The 13,952-nt window shown below is 61.5% G+C and carries 10 protein-coding genes; 6 read left to right on the top strand and 4 right to left on the bottom strand.

Annotated elements, in window-relative coordinates; genetic code table 11:
- Nucleotides 1–53 precede the first annotated feature (53 nt).
- Nucleotides 54–1,976 (bottom strand): FAD-binding monooxygenase, encoded by a 1,923-nt coding sequence (locus CLV74_RS14545; protein ID WP_106266115.1) that lies wholly within the window; start codon nt 1,974–1,976, stop codon nt 54–56.
- A gap of 430 nt (nt 1,977–2,406) precedes the next feature.
- Between CLV74_RS14545 and CLV74_RS14535 the strand changes: the two genes are divergently transcribed.
- Nucleotides 2,407–5,334 (top strand): Hint domain-containing protein, encoded by a 2,928-nt coding sequence (locus tag CLV74_RS14535; RefSeq protein WP_146134965.1) that lies wholly within the window; start codon nt 2,407–2,409, stop codon nt 5,332–5,334.
- A gap of 7 nt (nt 5,335–5,341) precedes the next feature.
- On the opposite strand, the gene CLV74_RS14530 is transcribed toward CLV74_RS14535, so the two are convergent.
- Together CLV74_RS14530 and CLV74_RS14525 are read right to left on the bottom strand one after the other, a co-directional pair.
- Entirely contained in the window at nt 5,342–6,058 is a 717-nt protein-coding gene (locus CLV74_RS14530; RefSeq protein ID WP_106266107.1) for a response regulator transcription factor, read from the bottom strand.
- Entirely contained in the window at nt 6,055–7,260 is a 1,206-nt protein-coding gene (locus tag CLV74_RS14525; RefSeq protein WP_106266105.1) for a GAF domain-containing sensor histidine kinase, read from the bottom strand. The genes CLV74_RS14530 and CLV74_RS14525 overlap by 4 nt, the downstream gene beginning before the upstream one ends.
- Nucleotides 7,261–7,501: 241 nt before the next feature.
- On the opposite strand from CLV74_RS14525, the gene CLV74_RS14520 reads away from it, so the two are divergent.
- The 5 genes from CLV74_RS14520 (at nt 7,502) to CLV74_RS14500 (ending at nt 12,771) form a co-directional block, all read left to right on the top strand.
- The gene (locus CLV74_RS14520; RefSeq protein ID WP_106266103.1) at nt 7,502–8,509 is read left to right on the top strand and encodes an ABC transporter substrate-binding protein; all 1,008 of its coding nucleotides are present in this window, start codon (nt 7,502–7,504) and stop codon (nt 8,507–8,509) included.
- Nucleotides 8,510–8,586: 77 nt separating this feature from the next.
- The gene (locus CLV74_RS14515) at nt 8,587–9,996 is read left to right on the top strand and encodes a sugar ABC transporter ATP-binding protein (protein ID WP_106266101.1); all 1,410 of its coding nucleotides are present in this window, start codon (nt 8,587–8,589) and stop codon (nt 9,994–9,996) included.
- Nucleotides 9,996–10,919 (top strand): ABC transporter permease, encoded by a 924-nt coding sequence (locus CLV74_RS14510; RefSeq protein WP_106266098.1) that lies wholly within the window; start codon nt 9,996–9,998, stop codon nt 10,917–10,919. Before CLV74_RS14515 ends, CLV74_RS14510 begins: the two co-directional genes overlap by 1 nt.
- Nucleotides 10,916–11,845 (top strand): ABC transporter permease, encoded by a 930-nt coding sequence (locus CLV74_RS14505; protein ID WP_106266096.1) that lies wholly within the window; start codon nt 10,916–10,918, stop codon nt 11,843–11,845. Before CLV74_RS14510 ends, CLV74_RS14505 begins: the two co-directional genes overlap by 4 nt.
- Nucleotides 11,842–12,771 (top strand): SMP-30/gluconolactonase/LRE family protein, encoded by a 930-nt coding sequence (locus CLV74_RS14500; protein WP_106266093.1) that lies wholly within the window; start codon nt 11,842–11,844, stop codon nt 12,769–12,771. The genes CLV74_RS14505 and CLV74_RS14500 overlap by 4 nt, the downstream gene beginning before the upstream one ends.
- Before the next feature lie 309 nt (nt 12,772–13,080).
- On the opposite strand, the gene CLV74_RS14495 is transcribed toward CLV74_RS14500, so the two are convergent.
- A complete protein-coding gene (locus CLV74_RS14495; RefSeq protein WP_106266091.1) occupies nt 13,081–13,950 on the bottom strand; it encodes a LysR substrate-binding domain-containing protein in 870 nt (289 codons plus the stop codon).
- Nucleotides 13,951–13,952: the final 2 nt, after the last annotated feature.

Raw genomic sequence — 13,952 nt, 5'->3', positions numbered from 1 at the left:
AATTAAGGGTCGCGGGATGCCTCGCGACCCTTTTGGGTGTCTATGACGGTGGATCAATCTGCGCCCACGGGCAACAGGATGCCATCAAAAAAGGTCGACAGTTCCGCAGTGCCGTTCAGCGGCAGGACGTTGGCGATATACTGGTCGGGGCGCACCACGATCATGCAGCCTTTCGCCCTGTCGATCCCGCGCATGTCAAAGATATCGCCCATGCCTTTGTGATCAGTGCAGAAGACTTTTTCATAGTCCTGCAGCCCCAGCTTGCCCTTCTTGGGTTTCAAGAGGCTCGGCATGTCCTCATAGGCCAGTTGGTCAAATGTCTGCTGGAATATGGCCCGCACGTCGATGATCGCGTCGATATCCTCATCCTTGCGGGTGTGCCGGACCACGGGCGAGGCCGGATCATGTTCCAACCAATCGGCCAGCTTGTGAATGCCCGAGCCTGCCTCCGAGCTATCCCCCTCGCCAGCAAAGGCATAGATGCGCCAGCGCCCGTCGGCCTCTGCCGCATGACCCAATTGCATCTGCATGGCATCGGCTACCCGCACAACAGGGGCGGAATGAAAGCGGCGGCCGATCTGCTGGCCGCTGGCCAAATCCTGATGCACCGGCTGCGCCGTCAGAGCCGAGGGGTCATATTTCACCGCCAAACCACCGGTAAATTCGAGGTTCTCAATGAACTGCTTTTGGAAACGGGGCATGCCCGCGCCGTCCAGTTCCGACTGACCCGGAGGGGCGGACATGATGCGCGACCACGCATGATCGGTGTCGATCAGGCGCTTAGCCTCGACCCAGCGTTCTTTGGAGTAACTGCGCAGAAGGCTGGCGTCAGCACGGCCCGTCAGCACGTGGATCAGCTTCCAGCCAAGGTTGAAGGTATCCTGCATGGACACGTTCATCCCCTGCCCCGCCTTGGGGCTGTGGGTGTGGCAGGCATCCCCCGACGTAAAGACGCAAGGATTGCGATCCACGCCCTCGGGCACATCATCGAAACGGTCGCTCAGGCGGTGTCCGATCTCATAGATCGACCACCAGACCACCTGCTTCACGTCGATGGTGTAGGGCTTCATGATCCGGTTGGCCGCCGCGATGATATCCTCGGCCTTGAGGTTGCGGTTGGCGACCCGCTCATCCGGGTTCAGCTTGTCCAGTTCCACATACATCCGGAACAGATAGCCGCCTTCGCGGGGCAGGATCAGGATGTTCCCTTCCTTCTGCGAGGCGATCAGGCACTTCTGGCGCACATCGGGGAAATCGGTGTTGGCAAGGATATCCATCACGCCCCACGCCTGATGGGCCGCATCCCCGTGCAGCTGGCCGCCAATCGCCGTGCGCACGCTGGACCGCGCCCCGTCGCAGCCCACCACATAGCGCGCCCGCACGATCTTGCGGTCGCCCGCGTTGATGCCGGTGTTCTCAAGGATCACGGTCACGGGGTAATCTTCCGCATCTGGATCAATGGTCAAATCCGCCACCTGCCACGAATAGTCAGGCACCAGTTTCGAGGGCGCGTTTTTCATCACATCGAGGAACAGCTCATGCACACGCGCTTGGTTAATCAGCGTATGCGGCATCTCCGAGCTGTCATCCGGCACGTCCTGCACCCGCCCGACCCGCTGGATGTGGTCGGGGTTTTCGGGGTTCGGCGTCCAGAAGGTGGTCTGGTTGACCCAATAGCTTTCGCGTTTCACCTTCTCGCCAAAACCGAAAGCCTGAAACATTTCCATCGTGCGGGTGTTGATCCCGTCGGCCTGCCCTTTTTCCAGCGGGCCGGGCTTGCGCTCGACGATCATGGTGTCGATCTGGGGGAACTGGGACAGTTGCGCCGCCAGACACAGCCCCGCCGGACCACAGCCTGCGATCAGCACATCGACCTTTTCCGGCAGGGGTGCAAAAGGCGTCCGGTCTCGGCGGTTTGGTGCTGCGTTCTTGATATCAGGGTCGCCCCCACGAAAACCGTCCATGTAGAATTGCATCGCCCTACCTCCCCTTGGTTGATCCTTCATTGATAACTGTACTTATCATCTTTCGTCAAATAAAAATATGTATACATACTATCTAAATATAATTCTAGATATCTCAGTATGTTGGAAAGGTTTTCGACTAGAAAATCCCGCATAACCAACCTGCAGCGCAACGCCATCCACCCGTTCGAACCGGCTTGATTCCGGCCTGCTTCAGCGTTGAAGTTCCGGTACAACGGCCCATACCGCGCCAAGCGCAGCGCGTCGGATACGGCCAAACGTATGCCTCAGCCACCCGTTCATATGTAATTTTCAATTACGTATGGGATAAGCCCGTCCCAATAAAACCGCCCATTTGAGCGTCGTTTCCTAGTCCGATGGCCAAGAAACCTGCGGAGCGATTTCGCGGGCAGAAAGCTTATGGAACTAGAAGGGAAGACCCGTGTCGAGAACTTTTGATGTCATTTATCTTGGTGTTCTAACCCAAATCGATGTCAACGAAGGCGATAACATTTCGGGAAATGCCACTGCGTTGCGCGGGCTGACCTTCGGAAGTCTTGGCAACCCTCTGGCCAATTCGCTGCAAACCCTGTCAACAGTTGGAAGTGTCGGGGATAGTTACGACACCAATAACAATGCGGCGAATGAGCAATTCTCGGTTAATGGCACGACTTACACGTTTGACGGCATCGCGGTTTACCAATCGACGGTGACGTTCACCGACGGCACCTCGATCAGCTATAATATCCGCATCGGACAAACCACCACCGGCCAAACCTATATCCTTCCCAACCCTATCGGCGGTGAGGCCGAGCAGGCCGCACTTGCGGAAAAACCGATTGCTTCGGTGACCTTGAATGAAGTCGTCTTGAATGACGCGCTGATGGCCGCTGACCGGATCGATAACGGCTTTACCAACGGTGTGGTGGACGGCACCAGCCTTGGGGACAACCTGCGTCTTGGCCATGTGGACGTGCATGGGGACCAGATCGACGGCACCAACAATGTGATCAGCGGCGGCGCGGGCAACGACACCATCGAAGGTGGCGGCGGGGCCGATACGATTTCAGGCGGCGACGGGGCCGACGTGATCTATGGCGACACCGAAGGCGGCGCGACCTATGGCACGCTGAACCCAGTGAACTCGGACAACCTTCAGGACAATGGCCAGACGGAATCCTGGCAGACCCGCGCGGTTGAACTGCTAGAGCTTGCGAACGGCAAGACCATCCTGATCTCGTCCGAGCGTCTGGCATCCACAGACGGCATCGCCAGCTATGAGGTCGACAACGACCCGACCTCGGCGACCTATGGCCAGATCCTTGGCGGCCAGATCAGCAAGGTCACACAAGCGGACCACAGCAACGGCTTCCACAACATCGAGGCAATGGCCAGCATCACGCTTAGCACTGGTGCCAGCTACGTCTACACCGCTGACCACGACACGGACACCATCGGTATCTCTAGCGTGAACAGCATGGGCACGCTTACTTTTGTGAACCGCATCAGCGGCAGCAATCTGGACGAAGTGGGCGAGCTTTCAGCGGTCGAAGTCGGCGGTAACGCCTATCTGCTGGCCACAGCGGGTGGCATGGCCGATGCGATGACGGTCTACCGCATTGGCTCTGACGGGCTGCTGACCCAGACCGATATCAAATACGACCAAGGCGGCGCGGGCGAGAATTTTCTGGCCGAAAGCGGGCAGAGTTCCTCGTCCCTGCTGGAAAGCTTTACCAACAGCAGTGGCAAGACCTTTGTCATCTCGGGCGGGTCCGAGAACGGCATCGCCCTTTGGACCCTGAACAGCAGCGGCCAGCTGACCTTGCAGGATGCGCGGGCCGATGACGCGGCGGGCGCGGGTGACACCAATCCGGCGGGTGAAAGCCTGTCACGCGACCTGATCGCCCCCAATGAGACCGGCCTTTGGAACGTCTCGGCCGGAGCCTTTGGCGAGATTGGTGGCAAGACCTATCTGTTCGTAGGCGGCACCGATGATGATGTGGTGATCTTCCGCGTCGATGGCACCACCAGCTATGACCTGACCCTTGTCGGTCAGCTAGACAACACCGTCACCGATATCTCATCGATGGGGTTCATGCCCTCGGACGACGGCGGTGCGCTGGTTGTTGGCGGCGAACAGGGCGGCCTGTTCTTCTATAAACCGACCGTCAACGGCGATGGAACGGTCACGCTCACCCAGACCCATGTGATCAATGATGCTGGCGAAGGCGGTGCCGAGCTTGCGGATTCCGAAGATATCGACATCGCGGGCGGGCTGCTGGTTTCGGCCAGTGAAGCCGACAGCGGCGTTGCGATCATCGACACAGGCCTGAACGATCCCGATCTGGTCAGCGCGGCGGGCAATGACAGTCTGACCGGCGGCGCAGGCAATGACACCATCGATGGTGGCGCGGGCAATGACACGCTGGACGGCGGGCTGGACAGTGACGTTCTGACCGGCGGTGCAGGCGATGACACCTTTGTCATCTCGGGCGGGAATGACACCATCAGCGATTTCAACACCGGCAACACCGGTGCGCTTTTCGATGGCGACAGCACCAACAACGACTTTCTGGATCTGTCGGGCCACTACGACACACTGAAGGAAATCTGGGCGGACCAAGCAGACGACGGCATCCTGAACCAGTCGAACACCACCGACACCCAAGGCAAGGCGGTCGACTATTCGGACAACCTGCAATTCGGTGCGGGCTCGCTGACCGTCACCGGTGCCACCGCCACCGGCGCGACCTTTAGCAACGACAATACCGGCGTTGTGTGCTTCACCCCCGGCACCTTGATCCGCACCCCGTCGGGCGATGTGCCGATTGAAACGCTGGCCCCCGGTGATCTGGTCGTCACCCGCGATAATGGCGTGAAACCCTTGCTTTGGGTAGGCCAGCGCACTCTGGACGCGCAAGAGTTGGACGCACAGCCCCATCTGCGCCCCATCCTGCTGCGGCACGAGTTTTTCGGGTTTGACCGCGATCTGATCGTCTCGCCCCAGCATGGGGTTCTGCTAAAGACCGACACCCGCGGCGGGGATGAGATCCTCTATCGGGCCATCCATCTTGCCCGCCTGCCCGGCGGCGCGGTGCGCCAGATGCTTGGTTGCCGCGCGGTGACATACATGCACCTGCTGTTCGACCAGCATGAGGTGATCTTTGCCAACGGCGTCCCTAGCGAAAGCCTCTACCCCGGCCAAACCGCCCTTGGCAGCATGGACGCCGCCGCCCGCCATGAGGTGTTCGAGCTGTTCGGGGACTTGGCCGACCTACCCACAGGCGTTGCATATGGCGCACCTGCAAGGGACTATTCGCGCACCTCACAACTGCCCGATCACCTAAGCGCCCTGCGTCAGGCCGGTTAAAGACCGGCTAGGCGCGGGACGATTGCCAACGCTCGAATTCGCGCTCGGCGGTTTCCAGAGTTTCGATGTTCAGGGTGCGCGTGATCAAGGCACGGTTCAGGGCGCGGACGCGCTTGTTGATGGGTGTCTCATCGTCCGAGACATCCTCGACCCCCAGCTTGTCATAAAGGGACAAAAGCCGGTTCTGCACCGTGCGCAACGACATGCCCTGACGTTCGGCGATCATGCGGTCTTGCAGACCAAGGCTCAGGTCCAACAGCACCGCAAATTCGCTGTCATCCAGCGTATTGCGGGGCGAGGACGTGCGCCGCTGCAACCGGTGGATTTCCCGATCCACCATGATCTGCCCTTCCACCAACACCGCCCGCAGGGCCAGTTTCAACCGGTCTCGGGGGGCGGTTTTCAGCAGATAGCCATAGGCGCTGTCTTCCGGCACAATGGCACTAATGCCGCGCAAATAAGCCTCATCCGCGTAGTTCGACCAGAAGAGGATGCGGGTGTCGGCCCGCTCTTGCCAGAGGATCTGCGCCGCCTCGATCCCGTTGCACTGGGACATACGCAGGTCCATCACCACGGCTTCAATCGACATAGCGCGGGCCTCACGCTCGGCCTCTTGGCCATTCACCGCGTGGAAAATCTGGGTGACCTCGGGCAGGGTCTCGACCAGCACGTCTTCCATGTATGAGGCGTGGAACTGGTCATCTTCGACCAAAAGCACCTTCATGCGGCACCCTTTCCCGTTTGCTGTTGGTTCGGCACGCGCAGAGTGACGCGCACCGTGGTGCCGTGATCAGGCAGAATGTCCAATCCGGCCGAGATCAGCCGCGCCCGCGTGCGCATATGCATCAAGCCCGACTGCCGCGCAGGGGCCGCCGGTATCCCGCAGCCGTCATCGCTGACGGTGACGGTCAGGCTGGTGGCGGTTGGCTGATCGATGTTCACAGTGATCCGCCCTGCGCCTGCGTGGGTCGTGGCGTTATTGATCGCCTCTTGGGTGATATGGAACAGGGCACTGCGCACGGTGGTGTCCAGTGTATCGGGCAGCCCGTGGGTCAGGTCCTGCACGTCCACCTGAACTGCTTCGCCCGAGGCCCGCTCAAGGTGCACCCGCACCGCGTGGGTGAAGCCGAACAGTTCCAGCAACGTTGGCACCGCCTCATCAATGATGCGCCGTAGGCCGGTGATGGTTTCGCGCAGATGGACGGCCAGTTCGGCGCGGGGCAAAGGGGCCTCGGCAGTGACTTCACGCAGCAAACGCGACAGATCGGCCAAGGTCTGGTCATGCAGATCCATGCCGATGCGCTGACGTTCGTGCTCCATCGCTTGGGTCAACTCTAGCGCGCCGCGGCGCAGCCCCTCTTCGCTGCTTGGGCCCATCGCGCCCCCTTGCCCGCTGCGCTGCGCCTTGTCCGACAGATGCAGGATGTGGAACCATGGCGCCAGAACATCGGCGATCTCTTGCGCCTGCGCCACGGTGCCAGCACCATAAGTCCCGACCTGCCGGTCCGAGAGGTTCAGCGCCCCGATCAACTGCCCCTTCACCCGCAGCGGCACATGCACGCGGCTGCGCAACTGGTGGTTCAGGATCGGCTCACAGGCCGCTCCGGGATAGGTAAAGCGCAGATCGCAGGTCGCGTCCGAGGTCAGCATGAAATCACACTGGCCGAACAGCAATTCTCGGATCGGCGCATGATCAATCCGCCCCGAGGCCCGCGACCAGCGGGTGCGGATGCCAACCTCATGGCTGACCACCCATCCGGGCCGGTCCAGCAGGCAGATATCACAATGCACAAAGGGAATCAGCGCCGCGATATCCCGTTCAATCGCCATCAAAGCGGTGCGCACGTCGGTCTGCTGCGCCAGCCGTCCGGCGATCCGCGCCAGAACATGTTCGCTCTGGCAGCCTTTCGTGTCGTGATGGCTCATGTCCTCTCTCCCCGCGCGACCCACTCTCCCTATGGTTCTGCGCGACTGCGCAAGTCTGCGCGGTAAAATTGAAAAAGAAAACACCTAAACCCGCAAGAGCATTGCGGGTTCCCGCATAAGGTCTGCGGCTGGGTGCCTTTACAACTTTTCAGGGCATCAGCACGATCCGCCTAGGTTCTGGCACATGTCGGGGAGGACGCCGCCAGACCGGCAGAGCGCTGCGGCGCAAGGGAGGAAGACAATGAAGACCATTATGACCGGGGCCGCGACGCTGGCCCTCTTGGCTGGTGCGGCTTACGCCGAGGGCACGGCGGACAAGCGCATCGCGTTGTCCAACAACTATGCGGGCAACTCTTGGCGGCAGGCGATGCTGCAAACCTTTGAGGAAACCGCCAGCGCAGCGGTTGCCGACGGGGTGGTCGCCGCCGCCGACGCCTTTACCACATCGGAAAACCAGACCACCGAGCAAGCCGCCCAGATCCAGAACATGATCCTTCAGGGCTATGACGCGATCCTGCTGAACGCCGCCTCGCCCACCGCTCTGAACGGCGCGGTGAAAGAGGCCTGCGACGCGGGCGTCAAAGTGATCAGCTTTGACAGCATCGTAACCGAGCCCTGCGCATGGCGGATCGCCGTGGATTTCGTCGAAATGGGCCGTCAGGAAATGGACTATGTAGCCAGCCGCCTGCCCGAAGGGGGCAACCTGCTGGAAATTCGCGGTCTAGCGGGTGTGTCCACCGATGACGCTATCAGCAAGGGCATCCACGAAGGCGTGGCCAAGCACTCGCAATTTGAAATCGTTGGCGCGGTCCACGGGGATTGGGCGCAGGACGTGGCGCAAAAGGCCGTCGCGGGCATTCTGCCCTCGCTGCCCGATATCGTTGCGGTCGTGACCCAAGGCGGGGACGGCTACGGCGCCGCCGAGGCGTTCGCCGCCGCTGGCCGCCCCACCCCGCTGATCGTCATGGGCAACCGTCAGGACGAGTTGAAATGGTGGGCCGAGCAGCGCGATGCCAATGGTTATGAAACCATGTCGGTCTCGATCGCGCCGGGTGTTGCCTCATTGGCGTTCTGGGTCGCACAGCAGATTCTGGCGGGCGAAGAGGTGCCCAAAGAACTGACCGTGCCCTTCCTGACCATCAATCAGGACGGTCTGGATGCGGCGCTGGAAACCACGCCCGAAGGCTCGGTCGCGAACGTCAGCTATTCGCTTGACGATGCGAAGGCGGTCATCGCCGGGGCGAAATAACCCCGCCCTGCCCGAAAACGCTCTGCCCCGCCTTGGGGGCAGAGCATCTATGGCCGCCATCGCCTTTCGGAGACGACATGACAGACTTGGAACGGACCGCCGTCGTAGCTTTGCGCGACGCGGCGAAACATTTTGGCCCCGTAAAAGCGCTGAACGGCGTATCGCTGTCGGTGGCCCCGGGCGAATGTCTGGGCCTTGTGGGCCACAACGGCGCCGGCAAATCGACGCTGGTCAATCTGGTGAACGGTAGCTTTGCCCCTTCATCGGGCGAAGTGACCTTTCCCGGCGGACCCGAAGGCGTACGGTCGGTCTTTCAGGAACTGTCCCTCTGCCCGAACCTCACCGTGGCCGAGAACCTGTCTATCGCCCATTCCGGCTTGAAAGGACGGGGCTGGCGCCGCCCTGCCCGCGCCGAGATACTGGCCAGCCTTGATACGGTCTTTCCCGATCACGACATTGATCCCGACGCCGAGGTGGACCAACTAACCATCGCCGAGCGACAAATGGTCGAGATCGCCATCGGCTTTGCCCCGCGCGGAGGCAGCGCCAAACTGGTCATTCTGGACGAGCCCACATCGTCACTGGACGAAGGCATCGCCCGCCAGCTCTTGTCCCATGTCCGCGCCTTCTGCGCGGCGGGCGGCGCGGTGATCTTTATCTCGCATATGTTGGGAGAGGTCTTCGCTGTGGCCTCGCGCATCGTAGTTTTGAAGGACGGCAAGGTCGTGGCCGACCGGCCCGCTCAAGACTTCAGCCGCCAAGGCTTAGTGGATGCCATGGGTCATGTGGCAGCCGAGGGCACGCAATCCACCATCACCCGCATCGCCCACGGAGAAGTTGTCATCCGCGCTGAAGGGCTAGAGGCCCGCCGCGGCGAGGTGGTCGGGCTGTCCGGTCTGGCCGGACACGGCCAAGCCGCCGCCCTAGCGCGGCTTTATCTGGCGCAAACATCCGACTGGCGGGCAGGCCGCGGCGCACGGGCAGTCTTTGTGGCCGGCGACCGGCCTCGTGACGGGGTGCTGCCCCTATGGTCGATCCTGCGCAATATCTCGATCTCTGTACTGGGGCGCGATGGGAAGGGCGGCTTTGTAAATACCGCCGCCGAACGCAGTCTGGCCGAGGAATGGAAACAGCGCATCGGCATCCGCACCAATGACCTGACCAACCCGATCCTATCTCTGTCGGGCGGCAACCAGCAAAAGGTGCTGTTCGCCCGCGCTTTGGCCTCGGACGCTGAAATCATCGTCATGGATGATCCCATGCGCGGGGTGGATGTGGGCACCAAACAGGATGTCTACGCCATCATCCGCGCCGAGGCCGCCAAGGGCCGCACCTTCCTGTGGTACTCGACCGAGACCGAAGAGGTCTGCCAATGCGACCGTGTCTTTGTCTTCCGTGACAGCCAGATCAGTGCCGAACTGACCGGCGATCAGATCACCGAAGACCGCATCCTTGAAGCCTCGTTCGAGATGATGGAGGCCTCTTGATGCTGGCCCGCTATCGCATTCTGCTGCCTGTTATCTCATTGGCCGTGCTGCTGTGCCTGACCTTCTGGATGCAGCCCCGCGCCATGAGCTATTTCGGCCTGAACCTGCTGTTCAATCTGGCGGTCCCCATCGCGCTGGCGACCATCGCGCAGATGATCATCATCATGGTGAACGACATTGATTTGTCGCTTGGGGCTTTCGTCAGCCTTGTCGCCTGTGTCACGGCCACATGGCTGAACGATGCCCCGCTGATTGGGGTGCTGGTGCTGATGGCGCTGATCCTGACCTATGCAGCCATGGGCGCGGTCATCCATATGCTGGAATTACCCGCCATCGTGGTCACCTTGGGGATGTCCTTTGTCTGGGGCGGACTGGCGCTGTTCCTGCTGCCCACCCCTGGCGGGGCCTCGCCCGCGTGGATCCGCACGCTGATGACGATCAAACCGCCCTTCATCCCTATGGCCGTGCTGGCCGCGATCATCATCGCCGCCCTGACCCACTTGCTGGTGATCCGGTCCAAACTGGGCACAGTGCTGCGCGGTCTTGGCGGCAACACCCGATCCATCGCGCGGGCAGGTTGGAACGTCACCGCGCTAAAAGCCACCGCCTACGGGCTGTCGGGCCTTTTCGGAGTTCTCGCCGGTATGGCGCTGGTGGGGCTGACCACCTCCGCCGATGCCAATATCGCCCTGCGCTATACGCTGCTGTCCATCGCAGGCGTGATCCTTGGCGGGGGCGAGTTCACGGGCGGCAAGGTCTCACCCACGGGCGCGGTGATCGGAGCGCTGACCCTGACACTGGCCGCCTCGTTCCTGTCGTTTCTCAGGCTGTCACCGGACTGGCAGATCGGCGCACAAGGGGCGATCCTGATCCTTGTGCTGACCGCCCGCCTGCTGTTTTCGCGCAAAGGGGCCGCAACATGACCATGAAACCTTGGGTTTGGGCGTGGACCGCCGCCGCTCTGGCATTCGCCGCCACGGTCCTTCTGACCTCCGGCCGCGGTGCCGGAGAGCTGGCCTATGCGGCGCTCTCATTCGGCGCCTTTGCCGCCATCGTCGGGCTGGGGCAAATGTTGGTGATCACTCTGGGGCCGGGCAACGTAGACCTCTCGATCCCCGCCTGCATGACGCTGGCCGGAACGCTGGCACTGAAGGCTATGGGGACCACAGACGGCACCGCCTTTCTGGGCCTTGCCGTGGCGCTGGCCACCGGTCTGGCCATGGGCTGCGCCAATTTCGTGCTGATCTGGCTGCTGCGCCTGCCGCCGATCATCGCCACGCTGGCCGCATCCCTGATCTATCAATCGCTGGCCATCTGGTCGAACCGAGGGCTGCGGATCAAACCCCCCGAAGGGCTGGCAGATTTCTCGACCGGCCGGTTTATTGGCGTACCGAACCTTGCATGGATCGCCCTTGGCCTTGCCATCCTTGTCTGGCTGCTGCTTGAACGGACCATCTGGGGACGCTGGCTGCTGGCCTCGGGGCAAAACGCACGGGCCGCACGTCTGGCAGGCATACCCGTGCAAGCCGTGCGCGCCGCAACCTACCTGTCAGTCGCCGTCTTCGCCGCGCTGGCGGGCTACCTTCTGGCCAGCTTTTCGGGGGGCGCCGCCCTGAATATGGGGGCCGAGTACCTCTTGATGTCCATCGCCGTCGTCGTGATCGGAGGCTCGTCCATCGCAGGGGGCAACTCAAACGTGCCCGGCGTCATAGGCGCCGCGCTTTTCATGTTCCTCGTAGTCTCGATGCTGAACAGCTACGGCGCAGGCGCCGGCATCAAAAGCGTCCTGACCGGCACCATCATCATCGCCATCGTCATCGCAGCCAGCACCCGGAGAAGCCGCCAATGATCACACTTCCCCCCCACCTCGAAGTTCACGACGACCGCTTCCGCGCCCTCACCCACCCCATGTCGCAGCTGGAACGCATCGCCACCGGCTTTACATGGACCGAAGGCCCCGTCTGGTTCGGTGATCGCGACGCGCTGCTCTTCTCGGACATCCCCTCACGGCGGATCATGATGTGGTCCCAATCCACGGGCGTCACCCTTTACCGAGGCGAGTCCGGCTTCAACAACGGCAACACACGGGACCGACAAGGACGTCTGATCGGCTGCCGCCACGGCGCCCGCGATGTGGTGCGTACCGAACATGATGGATCGCTAACCGTGCTAGCGGACAGCTTTGAAGACAAGCCCCTGAACTCGCCCAATGATGTGGTGGTCTCCTCCGATGGCACGATCTGGTTCACCGATCCCACCTACGGCATCATCTCGGATTTCGAAGGCTACCGCGCCACACCCGAACAAACCGCCCGCAACGTCTATCGCCTGACAGCGGAAGGCACCCTCAGCGTCGCGGTCGGCGATTTCACCCAACCGAACGGCCTGTGCTTTTCCCCCGATGAAAAGACGCTCTACATCGCCGAAAGCGGCTCCAGCCATGACGAAAGCGTGCCCTCAGTGATCCGGAAATTCTCCGTCAACCAAGGCACCCTCAACGACCAAGGCGTTTTTGCCACCATCGACAATGGCCTGCCCGACGGGATCCGCTGCGACCGCGCAGGCAACCTCTGGTCCTCAGCCGCTGATGGCGTCCACTGCTTTGCCCCCGACGGCGCCCTCTTGGGTAAAATTCTGGTGCCCGAACTGGTCTCGAACATCTGCTTTGGCGGCTATGACGGCCACCGCCTGTTCATCACCGCCACCACATCCGTCTACCGCGTCTTCGTCGACACCCAAGGGGCCGAGCCTTGGACGCGTGGCAAAGGTCAATAACTCCAACAACCAGAACATCATGCCTAAAAAAGCGGCCATGCCGCACGCGCATTGCTGCATTGCAGAAAAACCGTTTGGACAAACATGCGTCTCGGGCTATCGTTAAGAGGTAGACAGCGTCTCTCCTCCTCCCTGACGGTGTCTTGAAAATTCAGGCGGCACACATCTCCTCCTCCCTTGTGTGTCGCCTTTTTCTTTTCCCCCACGCCCCCCAAAGTCCAAAACCCGCTAGGTTCATCTTGGCATAAATACCTCGGGGTGCGGGGCAGAGCCCCGCTCAGGCCAGCCAAGCGGCACAACGATCAAAGTCTAAGCGCCCACGCCCCCGTCATTGCGCAACTCGCGCAACAGGAACTCCTGCAACAGCCGCACCACCGGCGCAGGCTCGCCGGGGCCGGGGATCAGGCTCAGATCAAAGCTCGGCATAGGTGGCAGGCCATCCTCTTCGGTCAGACGCACCAGATTAGGCGGAACCGAGCTTTCTACCAGCCCGATCACCCCAAGCCCCGCTTGCGCAATCGCCACCAACCCCAGAACACTGTGGGTCGTGGCCACCACGCGATAGGGCCGGTCAACCGCTTGCAGTGCTTCCAAGGCCACGCGGCGAGCAATATCTCCGGCCTCGAAAACACCAACCGGAATCGGATCGCGCAGCCAGATGCTGTGTTCAGGGGCCGCCGCCCAAACAAAGGGCTCGCGCCGCAGGACGGCAAAGGGCTGGTTAGGCGCGCGCGTCACCAAAGCCATATCAATCTGGCCAAGATCCAACATCCGCAGCAAATCGGGCGAAGAATCGAAGGTCAACTGAACCTCTGCCAAAGGAAACTCTTCCTGAAACCGCGCGATGGCAGGCAGGGCCAGATGCTCGGCGTAATCTTCGGGCAGACCAAAGCGCACAATACCGGCGGTGTCGGGACGGCGCAGGCTGGCCAACGCCTCATCAGACAGGCGCAACAGGCGGCGGGCGTGCAGCAGCAGATCATCGCCAGCCACATTCAGGCGCAGATTGCGCCCGTCGCGCTGGAACAAGGCGCAGCCCACGTCCTCTTCCAACCGCTTGATCTGCATGCTCACCGCAGACTGGCTGCGTCCTACTCGTACAGCGGCCAGCTGGATGCTGCCCAATTCGACCACAGCCACAAAGCTGCGCAGCAGGGTTAAATCTAACGGTTCGGACATAA

Origin of the sequence: Donghicola tyrosinivorans (genome assembly GCF_003003355.1) — a bacterium.
GTDB classification, from domain to species: Bacteria; Pseudomonadota; Alphaproteobacteria; order Rhodobacterales; family Rhodobacteraceae; genus Donghicola; species Donghicola tyrosinivorans.
This window is presented reverse-complemented; position numbering and strand designations above follow the sequence as displayed.

What these genes read in the sequence shown, in the direction of transcription:
- CLV74_RS14545 (WP_106266115.1), bottom strand. Translation starts at nt 1,976, where the DNA reads ATGCAATTCTACATGGACGGTTTTCGTGGGGGCGACCCTGATATCAAG.
- CLV74_RS14530 (WP_106266107.1), bottom strand. Translation starts at nt 6,058, where the DNA reads ATGAAGGTGCTTTTGGTCGAAGATGACCAGTTCCACGCCTCATACATG.
- CLV74_RS14525 (WP_106266105.1), bottom strand. Translation starts at nt 7,260, where the DNA reads ATGAGCCATCACGACACGAAAGGCTGCCAGAGCGAACATGTTCTGGCG.
- CLV74_RS14520 (WP_106266103.1), top strand. Translation starts at nt 7,502, where the DNA reads ATGAAGACCATTATGACCGGGGCCGCGACGCTGGCCCTCTTGGCTGGT.
- CLV74_RS14515 (WP_106266101.1), top strand. Translation starts at nt 8,587, where the DNA reads ATGACAGACTTGGAACGGACCGCCGTCGTAGCTTTGCGCGACGCGGCG.
- CLV74_RS14510 (WP_106266098.1), top strand. Translation starts at nt 9,996, where the DNA reads ATGCTGGCCCGCTATCGCATTCTGCTGCCTGTTATCTCATTGGCCGTG.
- CLV74_RS14505 (WP_106266096.1), top strand. Translation starts at nt 10,916, where the DNA reads ATGACCATGAAACCTTGGGTTTGGGCGTGGACCGCCGCCGCTCTGGCA.
- CLV74_RS14500 (WP_106266093.1), top strand. Translation starts at nt 11,842, where the DNA reads ATGATCACACTTCCCCCCCACCTCGAAGTTCACGACGACCGCTTCCGC.
- CLV74_RS14495 (WP_106266091.1), bottom strand. Translation starts at nt 13,950, where the DNA reads ATGTCCGAACCGTTAGATTTAACCCTGCTGCGCAGCTTTGTGGCTGTG.